This is a genomic window from Micromonospora sp. NPDC048999 (assembly GCF_040649295.1).
Lineage (GTDB): Bacteria > Actinomycetota > Actinomycetes > Mycobacteriales > Micromonosporaceae > Micromonospora.
The window spans coordinates 196,408-220,308 of record NZ_JBEZFI010000005.1 but is presented as its reverse complement, the minus strand read 5'-3'; the positions used below and the strand labels follow the sequence as shown (position 1 = coordinate 220,308).

At 73.4% G+C, this 23,901-nt stretch carries 19 protein-coding genes; 11 read left to right on the top strand and 8 right to left on the bottom strand.

Annotation, left to right across the window (positions count from 1 at the left end; translation table 11 throughout):
• Positions 1-118 precede the first annotated feature (118 nt).
• The 4 genes from AB0C02_RS10310 to AB0C02_RS10295 all read left to right on the top strand — a co-directional run bounded on the left by AB0C02_RS10310 (position 119) and on the right by AB0C02_RS10295 (position 6,628).
• Complete coding sequence (locus tag AB0C02_RS10310) at positions 119-913, top strand: MBL fold metallo-hydrolase (protein ID WP_357543250.1); 795 nt, start codon at positions 119-121, stop codon at positions 911-913.
• The gene (locus tag AB0C02_RS10305) at positions 910-4,482 is read left to right on the top strand and encodes an adenylate/guanylate cyclase domain-containing protein (protein WP_357543248.1); all 3,573 of its coding nucleotides are present in this window, start codon (positions 910-912) and stop codon (positions 4,480-4,482) included. Before AB0C02_RS10310 ends, AB0C02_RS10305 begins: the two co-directional genes overlap by 4 nt.
• A 121-nt stretch (positions 4,483-4,603) precedes the next feature.
• The gene (locus tag AB0C02_RS10300; protein WP_357543246.1) at positions 4,604-5,074 is read left to right on the top strand and encodes a hypothetical protein; all 471 of its coding nucleotides are present in this window, start codon (positions 4,604-4,606) and stop codon (positions 5,072-5,074) included.
• A gap of 30 nt (positions 5,075-5,104) precedes the next feature.
• The gene (locus AB0C02_RS10295) at positions 5,105-6,628 is read left to right on the top strand and encodes a serine/threonine-protein kinase (protein WP_357543244.1); all 1,524 of its coding nucleotides are present in this window, start codon (positions 5,105-5,107) and stop codon (positions 6,626-6,628) included.
• Here AB0C02_RS10295 and AB0C02_RS10290 read toward each other — a convergent pair.
• Entirely contained in the window at positions 6,615-7,001 is a 387-nt protein-coding gene (locus AB0C02_RS10290) for a hypothetical protein (protein WP_357543242.1), read from the bottom strand. The two genes, AB0C02_RS10295 and AB0C02_RS10290, sit on opposite strands and share 14 nt — an antisense overlap.
• Before the next feature lie 188 nt (positions 7,002-7,189).
• On the opposite strand from AB0C02_RS10290, the gene AB0C02_RS10285 reads away from it, so the two are divergent.
• Positions 7,190-9,001 carry an alpha/beta hydrolase gene (locus AB0C02_RS10285; RefSeq protein ID WP_357543240.1) on the top strand — a complete coding sequence of 604 codons (1,812 nt, stop codon included), beginning with the start codon at positions 7,190-7,192 and terminating at the stop codon, positions 8,999-9,001.
• A 52-nt stretch (positions 9,002-9,053) separates the two neighbouring features.
• Here the strand turns inward: AB0C02_RS10285 and AB0C02_RS10280 are convergent, their stop codons facing one another.
• From AB0C02_RS10280 to AB0C02_RS10250, 7 genes are all read right to left on the bottom strand, one after another.
• Positions 9,054-10,046, bottom strand: a complete 993-nt coding sequence (locus AB0C02_RS10280) for a hypothetical protein (RefSeq protein WP_357543238.1) — start codon at positions 10,044-10,046, stop codon at positions 9,054-9,056.
• Between the two features lie 365 nt (positions 10,047-10,411).
• On the bottom strand, positions 10,412-11,575 hold the full coding sequence (locus AB0C02_RS10275; protein ID WP_357543236.1) for an acyl-CoA dehydrogenase family protein: 1,164 nt from the start codon (positions 11,573-11,575) through the stop codon (positions 10,412-10,414).
• On the bottom strand, positions 11,575-13,590 hold the full coding sequence (locus AB0C02_RS10270; RefSeq protein WP_357543234.1) for a biotin carboxylase N-terminal domain-containing protein: 2,016 nt from the start codon (positions 13,588-13,590) through the stop codon (positions 11,575-11,577). The genes AB0C02_RS10275 and AB0C02_RS10270 overlap by 1 nt, the downstream gene beginning before the upstream one ends.
• A 10-nt stretch (positions 13,591-13,600) precedes the next feature.
• A complete protein-coding gene (locus AB0C02_RS10265; RefSeq protein ID WP_357543232.1) occupies positions 13,601-15,202 on the bottom strand; it encodes a carboxyl transferase domain-containing protein in 1,602 nt (533 codons plus the stop codon).
• The gene (locus tag AB0C02_RS10260; protein WP_357543230.1) at positions 15,199-16,881 is read right to left on the bottom strand and encodes an acyclic terpene utilization AtuA family protein; all 1,683 of its coding nucleotides are present in this window, start codon (positions 16,879-16,881) and stop codon (positions 15,199-15,201) included. Before AB0C02_RS10260 ends, AB0C02_RS10265 begins: the two co-directional genes overlap by 4 nt.
• Positions 16,882-16,950: 69 nt before the next feature.
• A complete protein-coding gene (locus AB0C02_RS10255; RefSeq protein WP_357543228.1) occupies positions 16,951-17,694 on the bottom strand; it encodes a metallophosphoesterase family protein in 744 nt (247 codons plus the stop codon).
• A gap of 79 nt (positions 17,695-17,773) precedes the next feature.
• The gene (locus AB0C02_RS10250; protein WP_007073398.1) at positions 17,774-18,451 is read right to left on the bottom strand and encodes a Crp/Fnr family transcriptional regulator; all 678 of its coding nucleotides are present in this window, start codon (positions 18,449-18,451) and stop codon (positions 17,774-17,776) included.
• 129 nt (positions 18,452-18,580) lie between these two features.
• Here AB0C02_RS10250 and AB0C02_RS10245 point away from each other — a divergent pair, with 129 nt between their 5' ends.
• The 6 genes from AB0C02_RS10245 (at position 18,581) to AB0C02_RS10220 (ending at position 23,888) form a co-directional block, all read left to right on the top strand.
• Positions 18,581-19,243 carry an adenosylcobinamide amidohydrolase gene (locus AB0C02_RS10245; protein ID WP_357543226.1) on the top strand — a complete coding sequence of 221 codons (663 nt, stop codon included), beginning with the start codon at positions 18,581-18,583 and terminating at the stop codon, positions 19,241-19,243.
• 87 nt (positions 19,244-19,330) lie between these two features.
• Positions 19,331-20,500, top strand: a complete 1,170-nt coding sequence (locus tag AB0C02_RS10240) for a CapA family protein (protein ID WP_357543224.1) — start codon at positions 19,331-19,333, stop codon at positions 20,498-20,500.
• A 61-nt stretch (positions 20,501-20,561) separates the two neighbouring features.
• A complete protein-coding gene (gene nth / locus AB0C02_RS10235; RefSeq protein ID WP_357543222.1) occupies positions 20,562-21,341 on the top strand; it encodes an endonuclease III in 780 nt (259 codons plus the stop codon).
• A complete protein-coding gene (locus AB0C02_RS10230) occupies positions 21,338-21,958 on the top strand; it encodes a TlpA disulfide reductase family protein (RefSeq protein ID WP_357543220.1) in 621 nt (206 codons plus the stop codon). The genes nth and AB0C02_RS10230 overlap by 4 nt, the downstream gene beginning before the upstream one ends.
• Entirely contained in the window at positions 21,955-22,647 is a 693-nt protein-coding gene (locus AB0C02_RS10225) for a CoA pyrophosphatase (RefSeq protein ID WP_357543218.1), read from the top strand. Before AB0C02_RS10230 ends, AB0C02_RS10225 begins: the two co-directional genes overlap by 4 nt.
• Positions 22,648-22,709: 62 nt before the next feature.
• Positions 22,710-23,888 carry a MarP family serine protease gene (locus AB0C02_RS10220; protein WP_357543216.1) on the top strand — a complete coding sequence of 393 codons (1,179 nt, stop codon included), beginning with the start codon at positions 22,710-22,712 and terminating at the stop codon, positions 23,886-23,888.
• Positions 23,889-23,901 lie beyond the last annotated feature (13 nt).

Below are 23,901 nucleotides of genomic sequence, written 5' to 3'. Positions count from 1 at the left end.
CCACTCGCCCCCGCGATCTTGCACTTTCGTTCGGCGGGAAAGCCGTGAACGACCACAAACCAGTGGCCGGAAGTGCAAGATCGCGGGGAGTGGCGGGCGGGGTCGTACGATCGCTGCCATGGGTGGGCATGTGACGGGGGCGGTGGGTGCCCTCGCTGATGAGCTGCCGGGATGGGTGACGCTGCTGCGCGCCCCGAACCCGGGGCCGATGACGCTCGACGGCACCAACACCTGGGTGCTGCGCGCCCCCGGCACGGAGCACGCGGTCGTCGTCGATCCGGGTCCCGCCGACGACGAGCACCTGGCCGCGATCGCGGCGTACGGGCCGGTCGGGTTCGTGCTGATCACCCACGGGCACCCCGACCACACCGAGGGCTCGGCCCGCCTGAGCGAACTGCTCGGCGGCGCGCCCGTCCTCGCCGCCGACCCGGCGCACACCATCGGCGGGGAGCCGCTGACGCCGGGCGCCGCGCTGGACGCCGGCCTCACCATCCGCCTGCTGAGCACCCCCGGCCACACCGCCGACTCGGTCTGCTTCCTCGTCGAGCGCGGTGACGAGCGGGTGGTGCTCACCGGCGACACCATCCTGGGCCGGGGCACCACCGTGGTCGCCCACCCCGACGGCCACCTCGGCGACTACCTGTCGAGCCTGGAGCTGCTCTCGACGTACCGGGGGATCCCGGCGCTGCCGGGGCACGGCCCGGCGCTGGCCGACTGCGGCGCGGCGGCCGAGTTCTACCTGGCCCACCGGCGGGCCCGGCTCGACCAGGTCCGCGCCGCGGTTGCCGCGGGGGCCACCACCGCGCCGGAGGTGGTGGCCAGGGTGTACGCCGACGTCGACCGGTCGCTCTGGTGGGCGGCCGAGTGGTCGGTCCGCGCGCAGCTCGAATACCTCGGTGTGGAGCAGCCGTGACCTGCCCGGTGTGTGGGACCGTCGCCGTACCCGGCGCCCGGTTCTGCCACAACTGCGGGGCCGCGTTGCCGGCCGCCGCGACGCTGCCCGCCACCGAACGGCGGGTGGTCACCGTGCTCTTCGGCGACCTTTCCGACTTCACCTCCTGGTCGGAGGACCTCGACCCGGAGCGGGTCGGTGCGGTCACCGACCGGGTGCTGGCCGCCCTCGCCGGCGCGGTGAAGACCTTCGGCGGGCACGTCGACAAGCTCACCGGTGACGGGATCATGGCGGTCTTCGGCGCACCCGTCGCGCACGAGGACGACGCCGAGCGGGCGGTCCGGGCCGCGCTCTCCATGCAGCGGGCGGTCCGCCGGGTGCTCGACGACGAGCGGGGCGGCGGCGCGCCGCTCGGCCTGCGGGTCGGGCTGAACACCGGCGACGTGATCGCCGGCATCCAGGCGGCGATCGAATACACCGTCATCGGCGACACGGTGAACACCGCCGCCCGGCTGGCCGACGCCGCCGCCGTCGGCGCGGTCTACGCGGGCGCGCGAACCGCCGCCGCCACCCGGCACGTCGCCTCCTGGCGGGCGTTGCGCCCGCTGCGGCTCAAGGGCAAGCGCGAGCCGGTCGAGGCGTACGAGCTGCTGGGCCTCCTGGACGCGCCGGGCACCCGGTCCGGCCTCGGCGACGAGGCGCCTTTCGTGGGCCGGGAGACCGAGATCGGCCGGGTCGCCGGCCGACTCGCCGAGGTGATCGACCGGAGCGAGCCCCGGGTGCTGCTGATGACCGCCGAGGCGGGGATCGGCAAGTCCCGGTTCGCCGCCGAGGTGGAGCGCCTCGCCGCCGGCTACGACGTCGGCGCCGGCCGGTATGCCGCGCACACCGGCGCCCGGGTGCTCTCGGTGCGCTGCGCCGCGTTCGGCGAGCGTCGCCGGCTGGCCCCCCTCGCCGACCTGGTCCGGGCCGCGGTCGGCCTGCCCAACGACGCCGCCACCGCGGTCACCCGGCCAGCGGTCGAGGAGCGGCTGCGTCGGCTCGGGCAGCGGCTCGGCCGGCTTCCCGGCGACCTGCCCCCGATCGCCGTCGACCAGTTGCTGGCCCTGCTCGGGTACGCCGAACTCCCCGCCAGCAGCGAGGCCGGCGAGTGGAACGCGGCGGCGGCGCACCCGGATGCCGAGGCGGTGCCGAACGCGGTCGCCGACCTGCTCAGCGCGCTCGCTGCCGAGGCGCCACTGGTGATCGTCGTGGACGACCTGCACGACGCCACCGCCGAGACGATCAACGCACTCGGGTTGGCCCTCTCCCGGCTCACCGGTCCGGTGCTGGTGCTGCTGCTCGGCCGCCCCGAGCTGGTCCGTACCGCCGGCGCGCTGACCCGGGTCGCGGACGCCGAGGTGCACGCGCTGCCCCCGCTGCGCGGCGCGGACGCGGCCCGGCTGCTCACCAGCTACCTCAGCGGCGGCAGGCTGCCGCAGGCCGACGCCGACCGGCTGCTCGCCACCGCGCAGGGCAACCCCTTCTACCTGGCCGAGCTGATCACCCTGCTGATGGAGCGCGGCGCGCTGACCCCCGGCCCCGACCGGAACGCCCCGATCGGCTGGCGGCTCGCGCCCGGCTCGCTGGGCAGCCGGCTGCTCTCCCGGGACCTGGCCGCCGTGCTCGCGGCGCGGATCGACGCGCTGCCGCCGGACGCCCGGTCGGTGCTGCGGGACGCCGCAGTGGTCGGCGACACCGTGCCGGCGGGCGGGCTGGCGGCGCTCCGCGAGCAGCGCGTCGGGCGGGACGGCCGTCCGGCGGCGGTGGCCGCGGTCGAGCTGGACCGGGCCGTGGAGGAGTTGCTGCAACGTCGCATGCTGCACCGCACCCGCGCCGGGTTCGCCTTCGCCACCCCGCTGATGCGGGAGGCCGCGTACGCCGGGGTGAGCAAGGCGGAGCTGGCCGAGCGGCACGCCGCGCTGGCCCGCTGGGCCGCCCCGGAGAACGCGGACGTCGCCGGGCCCGCGACCAACGGGTTCACCGAGACCGCCCGGGACGATTTCGTCGCCGAGCACGTCGAGCGGGCCGCCGCGCTCGCCGACGCGGTGAAGCTGCGCCCCGACGCGCCGGCCCGCGCGGTGGCCCCGCTGGGCGTGGCCGCGCTCGGCCGGGCCGCCCGCCGCGCGCTGCGCTCCGGGGAGCCGGCCCTGGCCGTCGAGTACGCCGAGCGGGCCGCCGAGCTGGCCCGGGACGGGCTGCCGCTGGCCGACCAGGTGGTGCACGCCCGGGCGTTGCTCCAGATCGGACGCCCGAACGACGCGCTCGCCTCGGCCGAGAAGATCGCCGCCAACGCCGGCGACGCGGCGGCCACCCGGGCCAGCGCGCTGCTGCTCGCCGGGCTCGCCCACCAGACCGTGGGCGACGCCGAGCGGGCGGTGCGCTGCTGGCAGGAGTCGTTGCAGGTGGCCACCGCAGCCGACCTGCCGGCGATGCGCGCCTCGGCGATGCGCCGGCTCGGCATGGCCGACTTCATCGCCGGTCGGCTGAGTCAGGCGGGCAGCCGGCTGGCCGCCTCCTACCAACTGAGCCTCTCCGCCCGGGATCCGCGCGGTCAGGCCTGGTCGTTGCAGAACCTGGCCTGGGTGACCACCACCCGGGGCGACTTCGCCGGCGCCGACGCGGTGCTCGGCCGGGCCGCCCGGCTCTTCGCCGAGCTGCGGGACCCGTACGGGCGGGCCTGGCTGCGCGGCACCACCGCCTTCGCCCGGCTGCTCGCCGGTCGACTGCGGGAGGCCTGCCGGATGGCGCAGGTGTTCCTGCCGTTCGGGGAGCGGGTCGGTGAGGCGTGGGCGGTCGGCACGCTCCGGGCGGTCGAGGCGTACGCCACCGCCGAACTGGGTGAGCTGGCCGAGGCCGACCGGGGGGCGCGCCGGGCGTACCGGGAGTTCGCCGAGATCGGCGACGACTGGGGGCAGGGGTTCGCGCTGGTCGTCCGCGGGGTGGTGGCGCGCGGGCTGGGTGCGTCCGAGCACGCGGAGGATCTGCTCACCGAGGCTCTCGAGTACGCCAACCGGACGTCGCATCCGCTGCTCACCGGCATGGCCGGCACGCTGCGCGGGTTCGTGGCCCTGGAACTGGGCGACAGCGAGACCGCCGAGCGGGACGCCCGGTCGGTGCTGACCACGGTGGAGCCGCACAACCCGCAGGCACCCGCCCAGGTGGGGCCCCGGGTGCTGCTCGCCATGGCCCGGCTCGCCGCCGGCGACTCGGCGACCGCGGTGGGGCTGCTCGCCCCGGTTGCCACCGCGCACACCCCGTCGCTGCTCTTCTCCCGCCGCCAGACGATGGCCCGGTACGCGTCCGCGCTGCTCGCCCACGGCCAGCACGAACAGGCGCTGGACTGGGCGCGGCGGGCCGTGATCGCCCCGGCCGAGGACGTTCGCAGCCAGGTGATCGGGGCCTGCGTGCTGGCTGAGGCGCTGGCCGCCTGTGGCCGCCCGGCCGAGGCGCTGGCCAGTGCCGAGGAGGCGGTCCGCCTGGCGTACGCCACCGAGCAGCGCAGCGAGCGGGCCGTCGCCGACGCTCTCCGCGCCCGCCTCGCCGCCTGATCCGCCACTCGCACCGCCGGGCAGGATGGGGTACCCGGACAGGTTTGCCGGTTTCGGGGATGTGGGCGGCGGGTGTGGCGGCTAGCCTCGGGGGCCGAGGGGTCGCGGGTGGGGAGGACACATGAGGCTGCCGCGTTCGGGTGCCGGCTGGACGATGGCGGTCTTCGGGGTCCTGGCGCTGCTGCTCGGCGCGCTCGGGCTGGTCTGGCCGGAGGCTCAACTGCGCATGCTGGGCTTCGAGATTCCGGCCGAGCGGGCTCCCGGTGACTACACCGGCACGTTCCTCACCGCGTCCTCGATGGCCTCTTTCAACATGGGGGTCTACTACCTGCTCGCCGCCGCCACCGAGTGGCGGCCGTTCTACCGGTTCACGGTGTGGTTCCGGCTGGTCACGTTCAGCGTCTTCAGCATCGCGGTGCTGTCCGAAGTGGCTCCGGGCCGTTTCTTCGGAGTGGCCGCCTGGGAGGGGCTGGGTGCGGTGGCGACGGCCGCCGCCCTCTGGTGGGACGCCCGCCGGGTGGCCCCTGCCGGTGCGCCGGACGACACCGCCGCCGGGGCGGGCTCCGTGCCGGCGGCCGATCCGGCGCATTGAGCGACCGGGATCGTTGGGTATTTTCGAGCCGTGACCGAGACCCCGCCCGGCGCCCTGCGGCTGCCCATCGTCCCCGGTCTGACCGATTTAGAGGTATTTGCCCGAGGGGGCTACGCCACCGTCTACCGGGCCACGCAGATCTCAGTGGGGCGCGAGGTCGCGGTCAAGGTGGAGAATCGCCCGCTGGACAGCGAGCGGGACCAGGCCCGCTTCCTGCGCGAGGCACGGGCCGCGGGCCGGATGTCCTCCCACCCGCACGTGGTCGATCTCTTCGACGTCGGGGTCACCGTCGACCAGCACCCCTACCTGATCATGGAGCTCTGCGACGGGTCGTACGCGGAGCGGATGCGTAGCTCGCCGCTGGGCTCGGTGGAGGCCTGCGACCTCGGCGTGAAGATCGCTGACGCGCTCGCCCACTCCCACGCGTCCGGGGTGCTGCACCGGGACGTCAAGCCGGCCAACATCCTCCACTCGCACTTCAACCCGGCGGTGCTGGCCGACTTCGGGCTGGCGGTGCTCGCCGAGGTACGCGACGCCTCGGTCACCCTGGAGGTGCTCACCCCGGCGTACGCGCCGCCGGAGATGTTCAACAACAGCCCGCCGTCGCCGGCGGTCGACGTCTACGCGCTCTGCGCCACCCTGTACGCGGTGATGCACGGCCGGCCGCCGCGCTGGCATTCGGAGCGCAACCCGAGCCTGGTCACCTTGCTGGAGATGTTCCACCAGCCGATCCCCGACCTGCCCGGGGTGCCGACCGAGCTGATCGACGTGCTGCGGCTCGGCATGTCCAACGACCCGGGAGAACGCCCGTCCGCCGTCGAACTGCGCGGCCTGCTCGCCGCGCTCCCGGTCGATCCGGGCGCTGTTCCAGCCAGCGGCGTGCCCTACTTCGGTGCCCCGGTCGGCAGTGATCGGAGCACGGGCGGGGCGTACACCGCCGGCCGGCAGGGGCAGCCCGCGCCGCGCCCGGCCGCGGAGGAGGACGGCCCGACCGTGCCCGCGCGGGACCGGCGGTGGGCGCGCCGCTGGCTCCGCGGTGGCGCGGGGGCGCTCGCGCTGGCCGCCTCCGCCGGCGTGGGCGCCTGGGTCGCCAGCGGCCTGCCGGGCCTGGGGCTGCCGACGTCGATGGGGAGCGCGATCGCCGACCCGAACGGGCCGAAGGCCCTGCCGGGCTGCGCCGCCGAGGGGGTACGTCTGCCGACGGGTGCCCGCTGTGTGTCTGAGTTGGAGTGTTTCGGGCCGGTACGGCTGCGCCGGGACCGGGCCGAGGCGACCCGGGTGCCGTGCGACGGCCGGCACACCTGGGAGACGTACGTCGTGGGCGACCTGCCCGCGGCGCTGGTCGGGGCGGGACACGCCGCGGTGGCCGCCGACTCGGCCGTCCAACAGGTTTGCAACGTCGGCACCTTCCGGCTGGTCAGCGGCATCGACGAGTCGACCGGCTGGAACCTCGAGGTGCTGCCGCCGTCCGGGACGGACGTGGACCGCCGCTATCGCTGCCTGGCCGGTCGGGGCGTGGACGCGCTCGCCGTGCCCACCCTCACCGGCCGCTGAGCCGGTGCGCCGTCTGCTGCTGCCGGACCGCCCGGGGATCGATCACGTCCAGCGTGTCGGCGTCCACCCCGTAGCCGCCCGACGTCCGTAGGTTCAGCACCGCGTGGGGGTCCAGCGCCTCCAGCGTGTCGGCGTCCACGCCGTAGCCACCGAGCGCCGGCCAGTCCTCGCCCGGCGCCTCGCCGACCCGTGCCTGCCGGGCGGCGGCCACCAGCACCCCGGCGACCATCCCGAGCAGTACGAAGATCAGGGCCAGAACCACCGAGAGGATGCCCTTGGGGCGCCAGGCCACCAGGGTCACGAGCGCCGCCACCGCCGCCAGCGACGCGACGGCGGCCTTCGTCCGCGCGTCAGGCTTCGGAAAGGAACTCATTCGACAAGCATGACTGGGGACGGTCCCTTGTCAACGCGCGAAGCGGAAACGCGACACCGTGAAGCGCCAGGCTGATGACAAAGAGGACCGATTTGTGTTTGACGGGCAGCCCAGGTGGTTGGCGCTCCCTAGAGTGACGAAGGTCGAGGGGTTCTCGACCGACCCGTTCCCCACCGGAAGGCGTCCACATGCCACGTGCAATCCGGTCCCTGATCGCAACAGGGATAGCCGGCGTCCTCCTAGCCGGATCGGCGATCACGCCCGCCGTCGCGGCGCCGCTCGCCGCAGCCAAGTCCGACCGGACCAGCGCCGCCGAGGCCCGCCGCGTCGACCGTGTGCCGACCCCGAAGCTCCGCTGGTACAAGTGCTACGGCTACGCCCAGTGCGCCACCGTCCGGCTGCCGCGGAACTATGACAAGCCGAAGGGCGCGACCACCGAGATCGCGGTGCTGCGAGTCAAGGCCCGCGACCAGAAGCACAAGATCGGCAGCCTCTTCATCAACCCGGGCGGCCCGGGTGGCTCCGGCACCGGCATCGCGCTCGCCGCGCCCTGGTTCCTGAGCGACAGCCTGCTCGACCGCTTCGACATCGTCGGTGTCGACCCGCGTGGCGTCGCTAACAGCGACAACATCAAGTGCTTCCGCTCGGTGAAGGACCAGACCAAGGCGTACGCCGGGCTGAACGTCGCCTTCCCGTGGACCAAGGCCGAGGAGAAGGCGTACATCGCTTCCTCGAAGGCGGTCGGCAAGGGTTGCTCGACCACCGGCAAGCCGTTGACCGCTGCGGCGTCCACCGCCGAGGTGGCCCGCGACATGGACGTGCTGCGCCGCGCGGTCGGCGACAAGAAGCTCACCTACCTGGGCTTCAGCTACGGCACGGCGCTGGGCCAGTACTACGCCAACATGTTCCCGGATCGGGTCCGCGCGTTGGTGGTCGACGGGGTGCTCAACCCGAACGCCTGGGTCGGTAAGGGCAAGGCCCGCAACCAGCTCCAGGAGACCCGGCTGCGCAGCGCCGACGGCGCGTACAAGGCGCTGCGCGAGATCCTCACCCGCTGCGGCAAGGTCAGCGCGGATGAGTGCTCGCTGGCGTCCACCGGCAACCCGGTCGCCGCGTACGACACGCTGGCGAAGCGGCTGCGCAAGAAGCCGGCGGTGATCGACGACCCGGACTTCGGAACGTTCACGGTCAGCTACGCCGACTTCGTCGACGCGTCCCTCGGCGCGCTCTACAGCCCCTACGGCTGGATGGACATCGTCGGCCTCACCCAGTGGCTGCTGGAGCTGACCGACCCGGCCGCCCCCGCGCCCGTCCGGGCGCAGGCCAGCACCGCGCTGGCGAAGCGCGCCGCGAAGGCCCGCCAGCAGCGCGGGTACGACTTCCCGTACGACAACGGGTACGAGACGTTCCTGACGGTGGACTGCACCGACGCGTACCACCCGAAGAACGCCAGCTCCTGGCCGAAGCTCGTCGCCGCCGAGGACAAGCGAGCCCCGTACTTCGGCCGGGAGTGGGCCTGGGCCACGTCGTCCTGCGCCCGCAACACCTGGACGGTGCGCGACAAGAACGCCTACACCGGGCCGTTCAACCGGCGCACCAGCGCCCCGGTGCTGGTGGTCGGCAACTTCTGGGACCCGGCGACCAACTACAAGGGCGCGGTCAGCTCGGCGAAGCTGCTGCCGAACAGCCGGCTGCTCAGCAGCGACAGCTGGGGGCACACCGCGTACGGCACGTCGGACTGTGTGACCGGCGCGATCGACAGGTACCTGCTCAAGGTGAAGCTGCCGGCGAAGGGCACCGTGTGCACCGGTGACTCCCAGCCGTTCGTGTACGGGCCGGATTGGCCGGAGGACCCGGACGACCCGGAGGGGCCGGACGAGCGGGCGACGGTGTCGAAGAGCGCCCTCGCCCAGCAGGGCGAGCCGCGCCGGGGCGAGCCGAAGCGGCTCCCGCCGGTGGTCGCGCCGCTGCCGCTGACCGGCACGCTGACCGTCCGTTGACGGGCACCCGGGGTGCGGCGGGTGATCAGGCACCCGCCGCACCCCGGGCCGATCAGGCGAACGCGGTGGTGTAGTAACGCACCCGATAGAAGCGGGCGCCGCTCTTGCTGTGGTTACCGGAGCTGAAGCGGATGGTCTTGCTCCACTCACCCTCGCCGGAACCCGGCACGATCCAGGTCTTCACCCCGTTCGGCAGCCGGGTGTACGCCTTCACGTGGGCCGTACTGCTCGCCACGCTCACCGCGGTGAACTGCCAGCTGTTGCCGGCGTACACCAGGCCGAGCGTGCGCACCTTGTAGGACGAGGTGAAGAAGTAGCCCCCACCCTTGTAGTCGGGGAGGATGTCGTGACCCATCCTCGCCTTGCCGGTGCCGTCGCTGAAGGTGTATTTCGTCCGGTACTGCAGCCGGGTGCTTGAGCCGTTGCCCGTGATCCCGTACAGGCGGACCTCACCGTCGCCCACGGCGATGATGAAGCCGTTCTGGTTGTAGATCACCCCGTGCGCGCCGGGGAACTTGATGAACTGCACCGCCTTGGTGCCGGGGGTCCCCCCGTTGCTGCTGGGGACGAACAGGTGCAGCCCACCGCCGCTGGTCGCGCCGTTGGACCCCTTCGTGGTGGCCACCACGATCGCACCCTGGGTCGCGATCCGCTCGATCGAGTGCGGGTTGCCGGTGACGGTGGCCTGCCAGACGATGCCGCCGGTCTTGGACGAGCTCATCGAGCTTTCGCGGATCATCGCCACCTGGCCGCGGTAGTCACCGGCGCCCGAGGCGGTCACCAGCATGACGTTGCCCCACTTGGCGGTGGCCCGGCGCTTGACGTCCGACAGGTTCGTCCAGGTGCCGGTGCGGCTCGGGGCCTGCCACAGCACCGTACCGCTGGTCCAGGAAGCGGGGTTGAAGCGGAGGATCCGCCCACTGGCCTGCTCCGTCGCCATCACGTAGTGCGTCGCCGCCTCGGCCGGCACCGCGCCGAGCAGCCCGGCGACCGGCACCGCGATCGCACCGGCCACCGCCGCCCTGAGGATCGACCTTCTGTCCATGAACATCCCCCATAGTGGTTGGTCGTGGAATCGATCTTCGCAGCGCGAGGCCGCCCGCACTGCCCCGCTCACGGTGTCCCCCGCCACCCTCTCGCGCGCGGGCCCGTGCTCGGGCCCGTGTTCGGGCCCATGATTTGTGGCAGCCCAGTTGGCATTGCCCGGTGTGTCGACCTGCTCAGCTGTCACCGATCCGCAGCCCGGCCTTCAGGGCCGCGACCTGCCAAGCCACGCCTGATGACGTATGCGAATCAGGCCCTCTGGCGATTCGTTTACGTCATCAAGTTCGTAGCGTCCAACGGCGTGACTACCTGCGTCGCCGCCACTGCGCTGCGGGTGTTCCCTGCTGAGCCAGACCAGACAGCGGGTCAGTACGACTTGTCCTGACCGAGTACGTGTTGGGCGATGAAGTTGAGGATCATTTCTCGGCTGACCGGGGCGATCCGGCCGGCGCGGACCCCGCCGAGCAGGGTGGCCACGCCGTACTCGGTGGTCATTCCGGCCCCGCCGAGCGCCTGGATGGCGGTGTCCACGGCGAGCGCGGCGGCGTCGCCGGCCGCGTACTTGGCCATGTTGGCGGAGACGCCGGCCTCCAGGTCCCGCCCGGCGTCGTAGAGGGTGGCCGCCTTGTAGACCATCAGGCGGGCCAGTTCGACCTGCACGGCGGCGTGTGCGAGCGGGTGCGCGACGCCCTGGTGGGTGCCGATGCTCCGGCCGCCCCACACCTTTCGGGTGGCGGTGTAGCCGCTGGCCCGTTCGATCGCGTACCGGCCGGTGCCGGCGCCCATCGCGGCGACCGTGATCCGCTCCGGGTTGAGCCCGGTGAAGAGCGCCGGCAGCCCGGCGTCCACGGACTCGCCGACCAGCGCGTCGGCGGGCAGCCGGACGTCGTCCAGGTAGAGCAGGAACTGGTTCTCCGGGGAGACGATCTCCATGTCCAGCTTGGCGCGGGTCAGCCCGGTCGCGTCAGTGGGCACGATGAACAGGGCCGGCTTGAGACTGCCGGTCGCCGAGTCCTCGGTCCGGGCCACGACGAGGACGTGCTGCGCCTCGTCGACCCCGGAGATGTAGCACTTGCGGCCGGTGAGCAGCCAGTCGTCGCCGTCCCGGCGGGCCACCGTGCCGAGCCGGTGGAAGTTCGAGCCGGCCTCCGGTTCGGTGATCGCGAAGACGATTTTCCGCGTACCGTCGGCGAGGCCGGGCAGGTGGCGCTTGCGCTGCTCGTCGGTGCCGTGCTTGTTGATCACGGTGGCGGCGATGGCGGGGGAGACCACGAGCAGCAGCAGCGGGCAGCCGGCCGCGGCCAGTTCCTCGCAGACGATGGCCAGTTCGGTGATGCCAGCGCCTCCGCCGCCGTACTCGGTGGGGATGTTGACGCCGAGGTAGCCGAGCCGGCCGGCCTCCTGCCACAGCTCGGTGGTGTGCTCGCCGGCTTTCGCCTTCGCCACGTAGTAGTCGTGGCCGTACCGGCGGCCCAGCATGCGGACGGCGTCGCGGAGCTGCTCCTGCTCGGGGGTGAGGTCGAAGTTCATCAAGGGGCCTCCGTAACGGGCATGACCACGGCCAGCACGGCCCCGGTGTCGACCTGGCCGCCGGGCGACACCGGCAGTTCGGCGACCACGCCGTCGGCCGGGGCGAGCACGGGGTGTTCGAGTTTCATCGCCTCCAGGGTCAGCAGCAGGTCACCGGTGGCGACCCGCTGGCCGACCTCGGCGTACACCCGGGCGACCGCGCCGGGCAGCGGCGCGAGCAGCGACCCGGCGGCCAGCTTCGCGGTGGGCGGCGGGAAACGCGGCAGCTCGGTGAGGCTCGCCGCCCCGTCCGGGCCGTCCACGAAGACCTCCGACCCCACCCGGTGTACGCGGAACCCGCGCCGCACCCCGTCGACGTTCAGCACCACCCGCTCCGGGGCGGCCTCGACCAGGGCCACGGCCGGTGCGGGCTCGCCGACCGGGGTGGCGTCCTCGGATGCCGGGCCGAGACCGGCGGCTGGCGTGGTCGACCACTCGGCGAGTGCGCCGGTCCGATCCAGCCGGTACCGGACCTCGATCTCACCGCCCGGGCCACCGAACCGGCTGACCTGCGGGAACGCCGGCACGTTCCGCCAGCCTGAGGGCAGCCCGGCCAGCACCGGCGCGGTTGCCCGGCGGCCTGCGGCCGAGGCTAGCGCCGCCGCCAGCGCCGCGAGCGGCACCTGATCCGGCGGAAGCAGCGGGGCGAATACCTCGGGGTGCCGGTCGAGGAACCCGGTATCGATCTCGGCGGCGCCGAATTCCCGGCTGCGTAGCACCCGGACCAGCAGGTCCCGGTTGGTGACGATGCCGTGCAGCTCGGCGCGGGCGAGCGCGCCCGCGAGGGCCCGGGCCGCCTCGGCACGGGTGGGTGCCCAGGCGATCAGCTTGGCCAGCATCGAGTCGTAGTGCACGCTCACCGTCGAGCCGTCCACCACGCCGGAGTCGAGCCGGAGCCCGCGCAGCGGGGCGAACTCCCCGGCCACTCCGGGGATCGAGAACCGGTGCAGGACCCCCGCCGCCGGCCGGAAGCCCTGGGCCGGGTCCTCGGCGCAGAGGCGTACCTCGATCGCGTGGCCGTCGGTCGGCGGGGCCGCCGCGAACGGCAGTGGCTCGCCCTCGGCGACCAGCAGTTGCAGCCGGACCAGGTCCAGCCCGGTGACCGCCTCGGTGACCGGGTGTTCCACCTGGAGGCGGGTGTTCAACTCCAGGAAGTAGATCTCCCCGTCGGGCGCGAGCAGGAACTCGACCGTGCCCGCCCCGACGTAGTCGACCGCCCGGCCGGCGGCCACCGCCGCCTCATGCAGCCGCTGCCGCACCTGCGGCGGGACGACTCCGGGCGCCTCCTCGACGATTTTCTGGTGCCGGCGCTGGATCGAGCACTCGCGTACCCCCAGGGTCAAGATCGTGCCGTGGGTGTCGCCGAAGATCTGCACCTCGACGTGCCGGCCGCGCTCGACGTACCGCTCGATGAAGACCGTGCCGTCGCGGAACGCCGCCGCTGCCTCGCGGCGGGCTGCGGCGAGGGCCTCGGCAAGCCCGGCGGCGTCGCGGACCACCCGCATGCCCCGCCCGCCGCCGCCCGCTGCCGCCTTGACCAGCACCGGGAAGTCGGTCACCTGGTCGGCTTCGGTCCAGGTGGTCAGCATCGGCACGCCCGCGTCGGCGAGCAGCGCCTTCGCCGCCAGCTTGTCGCCCATCGCGGCGATCGCCTTGGCGGGCGGGCCGACCCAGGTCAGCCCCGCGTCGGTCACCGCCGCGGCGAACCCGGCGTGCTCGGCGAGGAAGCCGTAGCCGGGGTGGATGGCGTCCGCGCCGGCCCGGCGGGCCGCGTCCAGCAACAGGTCGATCCGCAGGTACGTCTCGGCCGGCGTGTCACCCGGCAGGCGTACGGCCCGGTCGGCCTCGGCGACGAAGGGCACGGCGGTGTCCGCGTCGGAGTGCACGGCGACCGTCTCGACGCCGAGCGCCCGGCAGGTGGCGAAGATCCGGCGGGCGATCTCGCCCCGGTTGGCCACCAGCAACCGACTGATCATGGGCCACCCCTCACATCCGGAAGACGCCGAAGCCGTCGGCGCCCCTGACCGGTCCGCTGTGGATGGCCGACAGGCAGAGCCCGAGGACGGTACGGGTGTCCCGAGGGTCGATCACCCCGTCGTCGTAGAGCCGGCCGGAGAGGAACAGCGCCCCGGACTCGGACTCGACCTGCTGCTCGACCATCCCCCGCATCGCGGCGTCGGAGTCCTCGTCGTAGTCCCGGCCTCGGGCGGCGGCGGCCTGCCGGGCCACGATGGAGAGCACCCCGGCGAGCTGCGCCGGGCCCATCACCGCCGACTTCGCGTTCGGCCACGTGAACAGGAACCTCGGCTCGTACGCCCGGCCGCACATGCCGTAGTTGCCGGCACCGTAGGAGGCACCCAGGTTGACCGTCAGGTGCGGCACCGTCGAGTTCGATACCGCGTTGATCATCAGGGCGCCGTGCTTGATGATGCCGCGCTGCTCGTACTCGGTGCCGACCATGTAGCCGGTGGTGTTCTGCAGGAAGACCAGCGGGGTGTCGGCGGCGTTCGCGAGCTGGATGAACTGGGTCGCCTTCTGCGCCTCCTCGCTGAACAGCACGCCCCGGGCGTTGGCGAGCACACCGACCGGCCACCCGTGCAGCTCGCCCCAGCCGGTGACCAGCGCGCTGCCGTAGGCCGGTTTGAACTCGTCGAACTCGCTGCCGTCGAGGACGCGGGCGAGCACCTCGCGCGGGTCGAAGGGCACCTTCAGGTCGGCGCTGGCGATGCCGAGCAGCTCATCCGGGTCGTACCTGGGCGGCCGGGGCGCCGGATTACGCGGTGGCGGGCCCTGCTTGCGCCAGTTGAGCCGGCGTACGCACTGCCGGGCCAGCCGGATGCCGTCCCGCTCGTCCTCGGCGAGGAAGTCGGCCAGGCCCGACCGGGTGGCGTGCATGACCGCCCCGCCCAGCGGCTCGTCGTCCGTGATCTCGCCGGTGGCCATCTTCACCAGCGGTGGCCCGGCCAGGTAGACCTGCGACCGGTCACGGATCATGATGGTGAAGTCCGACATTCCGGGCACGTACGCGCCGCCGGCGGTGGCGTTGCCGAACACCACGCTGACCGTGGGGATCCGCGCCGCGGAGAGCCGGGTCAGGTCGCGGAACACCCGGCCGCCCGGGATGAAGATCTCCGCCTGGGTGGGCAGGTCGGCACCGGCCGACTCGACCAGGTTGACCATCGGCAGCCGGTTGGCCAGGGCGATCTCGCCGACCCGCCGGGTCTTGGCGAGGGACCACGGGTTCACCGCGCCGCCGCGTACGGTCGGATCGTTGGCGACGACCAGGCACTCCACGCCCTCGACCACCCCGATGCCGGTCACCACGCTGGCCCCGACCAGGAAGTCGGTGCCGTACCCGGCCACCGGGGACAGTTCCAGGAACGGGCTGTCCGGGTCGAGCAGCAACTCGATCCGCTCCCGGGGGAGCAGCTTGCCGCGCCGGTGATGCCGGGTCACGTACTTGCCGCCGCCGCCGGCCCGCGCCTGGTCGAGCGCGGCGTCCAGCTCGGCGAGGCGGGCCAGCAGGGCCTCCCGGTTGGCCTGGTAGGCCGGTGAGGACGGGTCGAGCGCGCTGCCCAGCGTGGTCACCGGCCGCTCCCGGGTAGGTCGGCCGGCAGGTCGACGCTCCGGGAGCGGAGCAGCTCCCCGAGCGCCTTGGCCTGCGGGTCGAACCGGGTGGAGGCGGCCACCCCCGGGCCGAGCAGCCCCCGGAGCACGAAGTTGACGGCACGCAGGTTCGGCAGCTCGTACCGCTCGACGGCCAGCGGGGCGGTCTCCGGCAGCAGCTCGGCCAGCCGTTCGACGGTGAGCCAGCCGCGCAGCCAGGCCCAGGTCGCATCGGTCCGGGCCCAGACGCCGAGGTTGGCGTCCCCGCCCTTGTCCCCCGACCGCGCCCCCACCAACTCCCCGAGCGCCCCTCGCCGGGTCGGGTGTAAGGAGGGGCCCCCTGTCAACGGATTCTGTTGTACAGGGGACCCCTGCAAACACGTGCGGGGCGGGGGAGGGATCGGCAGGCGGGTGCCGTCGGGCAGCACGGCGACGTGGGCGACCGCGTCCTGCGGCACCGTGTCGGCGGTGAACACCCCGTACGGCGTCGCCTCGCCGGGCGGGGTGGTCAGCGTGCAACCCGGGTAGGAGGCCAGCGCCAGTTCCACCGTGGCCGCCGAGAAGGCCCGCCCGGCCCGCGCCCGGTCACTGTCCCGCAGGTGTACGTGCAGCAGGGCGCTCGCCGCCTCGGTGTCGCTGGCGTCCGGATGATCGGTACGGGCCAGCACGAACTCCAGCCCCTCCGTGCCGACCGCCGCTGCCAACTGCCCCCGGACCAGCGCCGCCTTGGCCGGGATGTCCAGCCCACAGAGCACGAAGGTCATCGAGTTGCGGAAGCCGCCCAGGTTGGCGACGCCCACTTTGAGGGTGGGCGGCGGGGGCGTGCCTCGGACCCCGGTGATCCGTACCCGGTCCGGGCCGTCCTGGCCCAGCCGCACCGTGTCCAGCCGGGTCACCACGTCCGGCCCGAGGTACGCCGGCCCGCCCACCTCGTACAGCAGTTGGGCGGTGACCGTCTCGACGGTGACCGCACCCCCGGTGCCGGAATGCTTGGTGACCACCGCCGAGCCGTCCGGATGGATCTCCGCGATCGGGAAGCCGGGCCGGTGGCCGCCGTCGGGCAGTTCGGTGAAGAAGCTGAAGTTGCCGCCGGTGACCTGCGCGCCACACTCGATCAGGTGCCCGGCGACAGTGGCCCCGGCCAGGGCATCCAGGTCGTCCCGGCCCCAGCCGAAACGGGCGATGGCCGGGCCGACCGTCAGCGAGGCGTCGGTGACCCGGCCGGTCACCACGACGTCCGCTCCCGCGTCGAGGCAGGCGGCGATCCCGAACGCCCCCAGGTACGCGTTGGCGGTCAGCGCGTCCGGACGGTCGAGCGCGTCGCCCTCGACGTACCCGATCCGGATGCGGAGGCCGAGCCGGTCGGCGAGCGCGGTGAGCGCGGCGGCCAGGCCGGCCGGGTTGAGCCCGCCGGCGTTGGTCACCAGCCGCACCCCGCGGTCGAGCGCGGTGCCGAGGCAGCCCTCCAGTTGGCGGAGGAAGGTCTTCGCGTAGCCGAGTGAGGGGTCGCGCAACCGGTCCCGACCGAGGATCAGCATGGTCAGCTCGGCGAGGTAGTCGCCGGTAAGCACGTCCAGCTCGCCGCCGTCGAGCATCTCCCGCCAGGCGTTGAACCGGTCGCCGTAGAAGCCGGAGGCGTTGCCGACCCGCAGGGCGTTCACGCGGTCACCCTGCCGCCCTCAAAACAAACAGTCAAGACTGTCTTTTTCTCGGAGCCTCGGGGCCGGGCGTCAGCGGCCGTCGCGGGGGCCGAAGGCGACGAGCGCGTCCGCGTCCGAGTGGCGGGAGCGCAGGTACTCGTCGGCCCAGGCGGCGGCTTCCGGGAAGGTCGACCCGGCCGACACCTGGGCGCAGGCGGCGTCCACGTCGTATCCGGTCCGGCGCAGCTGCACGCCCGGGCCGAGCAGGGCCCACCAGGCGCCCGCCCCGCCGTACGGCATGCCGACGCTGCCCGGGTTGACCACCAGCCGGCGGTCGACGAGCCGGGTGAACGGCATGTGGGTGTGCCCGCAGACCACCGTGCCGACCTCGGCCGGCAGGGCGGCGAACACCTCGGCCCAGCGGTCGAGCCGGGAGTCGACCAGCACGACCTCCTCGTCGTTCCGGGGCGTGGCGTGGCAGAAGAGCACCTCGCCGAGGCCGGCGACCGGCAGCGTGACGGTCAGCGGCAGCGCGGCCAGCCGGGCCACCTGGTCGTCCCGGAGCTGGCTGGCGGCCCAGTTCGAGATCTCGAACGGCGATGTCTTGCCGGCCCGGGCCTCGACCAGCTCACGGTCGGCGTTGCCGCCCACCCAGCGGGCCCGGTCGCCGAGGGTGGCGAGCAGGTCCAGCACCTCGACCGGCTGCGGGCCGGCGGCGAGGTCACCGGAGAGCACGATCAGGTCGGCCGTGGCCACGTCCGGCTCGGCCAGGACGGCCTCCAGCGCCGGCAGTACGCCGTGAATGTCGGAGAGGACCGCGACACGTTCGAGCATCGCCCCAGCGTCCTCGACCCGATCGGTCCCGGTCCAGCGATTCTGCGGTGGGCAGAGGGAACCCGGCCGGGTGGGCGGGTCAGACCCGCGCGCGACGGGCCAGGCGCTCCGGATCGAGGATGATGATGCTCTTTCCGTCCAGCCGCAGCCAGCCCCGCGAGGCGAAGTCCGCCAGGGCCTTGTTGACGGTCTCCCGGGAGGCACCGACCAGTTGGGCGATCTCCTCCTGGGTCAGGTCGTGGGTAACCCGCAGCACGCCGCCGTCGCGGGTGCCGAACCGGCCGGCCATCTGGAGCAGGTTCTTGGCGACCCGACCCGGCACGTCGGTGAAGATCAGGTCGGCCAGCGAGTCGTTGGTCCGGCGCAGCCGGCGGGCGAGCACCCGCAGCAGCTGCTCGGCGATCTCGGGCCGGTTGTTCAGCCAGGGCCGCAGGGCCTGCTTGCGCAGCCGCACCAGCCGCGTGTCGGTCACCGCGGTCGCCGTCGCCGTACGCGGACCGGGGTCGAAGAGCGACAGCTCGCCGACCATGTCCGACGGGCCCATCACGGCGATCAGGTTCTGCCGGCCGTCCGCCGCGCGGCGGCCCACCTTGATCTTGCCGGAGAGCAGGATGTAGAGGCTGTCGCCGGGTTCGCCCTCGTTGAAGACGACCTCGCCCTTGCGAACCTCGATCGTCTCCATCTCCTTGGCGAGCGCCTCGGCAGCCTCCGGGTCGACACCCTGGAAGATCCCGCTGCGGGCCAGTACCTCGTCCATCGCGCACCTCCACCTGCGCATGCCGTCCGTCGGCCGGGTCCGCCGTCCGCTGATCCCTCGCGCGCCGCCAGTCTAGGCGCACGTGAGTGGAAATCAGAGGTGCACCCCTCGGATCGTAGGCTCTGCGACGTGCTGAGCGAGCCTTTCCTGACCACCCGTGACGAGGACGGATGGAACATCCCATTGCTGGTCTGGCGGGCCGAGGCGCCGCTGCTGGCGGTCAGCACCGCCCCGCTCGGCGGCGGGCTCGGCGTACGCCGGTGGGTGGTCAACGCGACCGTGCCGATGTCGTACGACCGGGACGACCCGGCGGACCACCTGGCCGAGCTCGCCGACGGCCTGGGCCTGGCCGGCCCCGGGGTGGGGCTGCTGACCGGGGTGGACGTGGCCGAGGTGATGAGCCGGACCGACAGCGGCGTGCGGGTCTGGGCGACCGTCGGGCTCGGCACCCCGGTCTGGGCCGCCGCGCCCGCGCCCGCCACCCCGGCCCAGCGCGTCGGCACGGTCAACATCGTGGTGCACGTCCCGGTCCGGCTCGGCGAGGCCGCCCTGGTCAACGCGGTGGCCACGGCCGCCGAGGCGAAGGCGCAGGCGATCTGGGAGTTGGGGCTGCCCGCCACCGGCACCCCCACGGACGCGGTCACCGTGCTCTGTCCGGCCGACGGCGAGCCCGCCCCGTACGGCGGCCCCCGGTCGACCTGGGGTGCCCCGCTGGCCCGGGCCGTGCACGCGGCCGTCCGGGCCGGTGGCGCCGGCGTCGTCGTCCCCTGGTCCGACCGCAGGGCGGGCTGAGCCCAACGGAGGCCCCTTCGACCGGCCGGGCAGCGCCGACCGATCGGCCATCGTCAGGACGTTCCCGGGACGGTACCGTCGCGGGCGATGTACACTCCCGCCCCCTCCGCAGCTCGCCCCCGTCGTCGGCTGGTCGCTCCCCTCGGCATGCTGTTGCTCGCCCTGCTCGCGGCCGGCTGCGGCGATGCCGCCGGCAGCGGGCCGGTCTGGCAGCCGGGCGAGGGAGGCGGGTCCACCGGCTCGGCGGCCCCCACCGACACCACCCCGTCCAGCCCGCCGGGCGGGTCGCCGACGACCGTCTCGTTCGCCGCTACCGGCGACGTGATCATGGGCAACGCTCCGTCCCGGCTGCCGGTCGACGGGGGAAACGGCTTCTTCGACGACGTCCAGGCCGCGCTCAAGGCCGACCTGGTGATGGGCAACCTGGAGGAGCCGCTCACCGAGGACACCGGCACCGGCAAGTGCGCGGCCAACTCGACGAACTGCTACCAGTTCCGGGCACCCCCCGGCTACGCGGCGCACCTGCGCGACGCCGGGTTTCACCTGCTCAACCAGGCCAACAACCACGCTAACGACTACGGCCCGCGGGGCTACGAGAACACCCAGGCGGCGCTGGAGGCGCACGGGCTCAAGCACACCGGAGCGCCCGGCGAGATCACCATGGTCGAGGTGCGCGGCGTGAAGATCGCCGTGCTCGGCTTCTCGTCATACGCCTGGTCGAACAGCCTCACCGACATCGCGGCGGCCAAGAAGGTGGTCGCCCAGGCCGCCGAGCAGGCCGACCTGGTCGTGGTGCAGGTGCACATGGGGGCCGAGGGCGCCGACAAGACGCACGTCAAGTCGGGCACCGAGATGTTCCTCGGGGAGAACCGGGGCGACCCGATCCGCTTCTCGCACGCGGTGATCGACGCGGGCGCCGACCTGGTGATCGGGCACAGCCCGCACGTGCTGCGCGGCATGGAGTTCTACCAGGGGCGGCTGATCGCGTACAGCCTGGGTAACTTCGCCGGCGGCGGGAAGTCGTTGAACAGCTCCGGCCGGCTCGGCTGGGGCGGTGTGCTGAAGGTCTCGCTCGCGGCGGACGGCAGCTTCGTCGAGGGTGAGTTCACCTCGACGGCGATGGACGGCGTGGGGCGGCCGGCGATCGACCGGCAGCACCGCGGCCTCGGGCTGGTCCGGGAACTGAGCCAGGCCGACTTCCTGAAGACCAGCGCCCAGCTCGACGCGGACGGCCGGATCACCACGCCGGACGCCTAGTCCGGCCGCCCGGCGTGTGGGCCCCACCGAAAGAACGCCCGCGCGACGTAGGCTGGCCGGCGTGACCACGAGTTCCCCCGAGACCGACCTCGGCCGTACGCGCCGTGCCCGCCGGATCGGTCGGGTGCTGGCCGAGACCCATCCCGACGCGCACTGTGAACTCGACCACGCCAACGCGTTGGAGTTGGCGGTCGCCACCATCCTGTCGGCGCAGTGCACCGACAAGAAGGTCAACGAGGTCACCCCGAAGCTCTTCGCCCGCTACCGCACCGCCGCCGACTACGCGGGGGCGGACCGCGCCGAGCTGGAGGAGCTGATCCGGCCCACCGGGTTCTACCGCAACAAGACCAGCTCGCTGATCAACCTTGGCCGCGCGCTCTGCGAACGGTACGACGGGGAGGTCCCGGGCCGGCTGACCGACCTGGTCACCCTCCCCGGCATCGGTCGCAAGACCGCCAACGTGATCCTCGGCAACGCCTTCGGGGTCCCCGGCATCACCGTCGACACCCACTTCCAGCGGCTGGTGCACCGGTGGAAGCTGACCCCCGAGACCGACCCGGTCAAGATCGAGCATGCCGTCGGCGCGCTGTTCCCGAAGCGCGACTGGACGATGCTGTCGCACCGGATCATCTTCCACGGGCGGCGGGTCTGCCACGCCCGCAAGCCCGCCTGCGGCGCCTGCACACTGGTGAAGCTCTGCCCGTCGTACGGGACCGGGCCGACCGATCCGGCGCTGGCGGCCAAGCTGCTGAAGGGGCCGCGCGCCCGGGACCTCGCGGTGGCGGTCGGCATCGACCCGGATCTGGTGCCGCAGCAGGCGGTCGCGGCGGAGGTGCCGTGAACCGGCGGCTCTCGTACCTCCTCGTTCCGCTGCTGGCGATCGCCGGCTGCACCGCCACCGCCGAGCAGCCGACGGGCCCGGCCCCGGCCGCCCGGCCGGAGCGCCCCTCGCCGTTCGCCGACTGCGCCACGCTGACCGCCGTGCCGGCCTCGGCCGTCCCGGCACCCGACGCCAGCCCGAGGAAGCCGCTGCCTGAGCTGGCCCTGCCCTGCTTCACCGGCGGGGCTCCGGTCGCGCTGCGCGACATCAAGGGCCCTGCGGTGATCAACGTCTGGGCGTCCTGGTGCCCGCCCTGCCGCAAGGAACTGCCCGCCTTCCAGCGGCTCAGCGAGTTGGCCGCCGGCCGGTTCCAGGTGATCGGGGTGAACAGCGGGGACAGCCGCGACTCGGCCCAGTCCCTCGGCGAGGACTTCGGTATCCGCTTCCCCATGCTCGTCGACCAGGGAGATGCGTTCGAGCAGGCGCTCGAACGCAAGGCCTTTCCGCTGACCGTGCTCGTGGACGCGGACGGCCGGATCCGGCACACCGACGCGACCGGCGCGCTGGACGACGCCCGCCTCGCCGACCTGGTCCGGGAGCACCTCGGCGTGGAGGTGCGGACGGAGCAGGGATCGTGACCCGGCAGCCGCCGGCCTGGCTGGACCCGCTGCTCGGCCGGCTCGGCACCGCCCGCGCCGAGGACTTCACCCGGCTCACCACCCCGGAAAGCGGCGGCCGGGAGAGCGCGGTGCTGGTGCTGCTCGGCGAGGCGGCGGAGGCCGGCCCGGACGTGCTGCTCCTGCAGCGCGCCGCCACGCTGCGCAACCACGCCGGGCAGCCGGCCTTTCCCGGCGGCGCGGCCGACCCGGAGGACGCCGACGCTAGCGCCACCGCCCTGCGGGAGGCGAACGAGGAGGTCGGGCTCGACCCGGCCAGCGTCACCGTGCTCGCCGAACTGCCGAAGCTGTGGATCCCGGTCAGCGACTTCGTGGTCACCCCGGTGCTCGCTTGGTGGCACGCCCCGCACCCGGTGCGTCCGTGCGAACCGGCCGAGGTGGCGCACGTCGCCCGGCTGCCCGTCAGCGAGCTGGTCGACCCGGAGAACCGGATGCGGGTACGCCATCCGAGCGGCTGGATCGGCCCGGCCTTCTCGGTGCGCGGCATGCTGGTCTGGGGCTTCACCGCCGGGGTGCTCAACACCCTGCTGGAGATGGGGGGCTGGGCCCGGCCGTGGCCGCGCTCCCGGGTGGTGGAGCTGCCGCCGACCGGGGCCGCCCCGGCACCCTCGGCCGGCACCGACGCGGTCGACGAGAGCGCCGTTCGTTGATCTGAAGATCACGTTCTGTGAGCGGTGGACCACGCCGCGCCCGGGGCCCGTACCCTTGACGGGTGTCCGTCGTGGATCTCGTACTGCTCCTGCTCATGCTCGTGTTCGCGATCAGCGGGTACCGCCAGGGTTTCGCCATCGGGGCGCTGTCGCTCTCCGGGTTCTTCCTGGGCGTGTTGGTCGGCCTCCAGGTCGGCCCGCTGGTCGCCCGGCAGTTCGCCGACAGTGGGATCCGGGTGTTGATCTCCCTAGTGGCGATCTTCGGGATTGCCGTGCTGGGGCAGGCGCTGGCCGGCTGGGTCGGCTCGCACCTGCGCCAGACCATCACCAACGACCTGGTCAAGCGGCTGGACGACATCGGCGGCGCGCTCGTCTCGGTCCTTGCGGTCATGCTGGTGGTCTGGCTGGTCGCGGTGCCACTGGGTTCGTCGTCGGTGCCCTGGGTGGCCTCCTCGGTGCGCAACAGCGCCCTGCTCACCGTGATCGACCGGATCCTGCCGGACAAGGCGCAGCAGCTTTCCACCGCGCTGCGCGACACGGTCGACACCAACGGCTTCCCGGACGTCTTCGGCAAACTCTCGCCGACCCGCGCCCGCCAGGTCTCCCCGCCCGACCCGGCGCTGGAGGGCTCGCAGGTGGTGGCGAACAGCCAGCGGTCGGTGGTGAAGGTGCTGGGCTCCGCGCCGAGCTGCGCCCGCCGCATCGAGGGCTCCGGCTTCGTGTACGCCGACGACCGGGTGATGACCAACGCGCACGTGGTGGCGGGCACCCGTACGGTGGCGGTGGAGCTGCGCGGCCAGCGGTACGACGGCGAGGTGGTCGTCTACGACCCACAGCGGGACCTGGCCGTGCTGTACGTGCCGGGGCTGCCCGGGCCGTCCCTGCGCTTCGCCGCCGGCCAGGCCGGCACCGGGGCGGACGCCATCGTGCTGGGCTACCCCCTCGACGGCCCGTACGACGCCCGCCCGGCCCGGATCCGGGACGTCGACCGGATCACCGGGCCGGACATCTACGCCTCGGGCGACGTGACCCGGGAGATCTACACGATCCGGGCGCTGGTCCGCAGCGGCAACTCGGGCGGCCCGCTGGTCTCCGCGAACGGGCTCGTGCTCGGGGTGATCTTCGCTGCGGCGGCCGACGACCCGAACACCGGTTTCGCGGTGACCGCCGCCGAGGCCCGGCCGGTGGCCCTCACGGGCGCGGAGCGTACCCGGGCGGTCGGCACCGGCGACTGCACCTGAGCGGCCCGGCGGC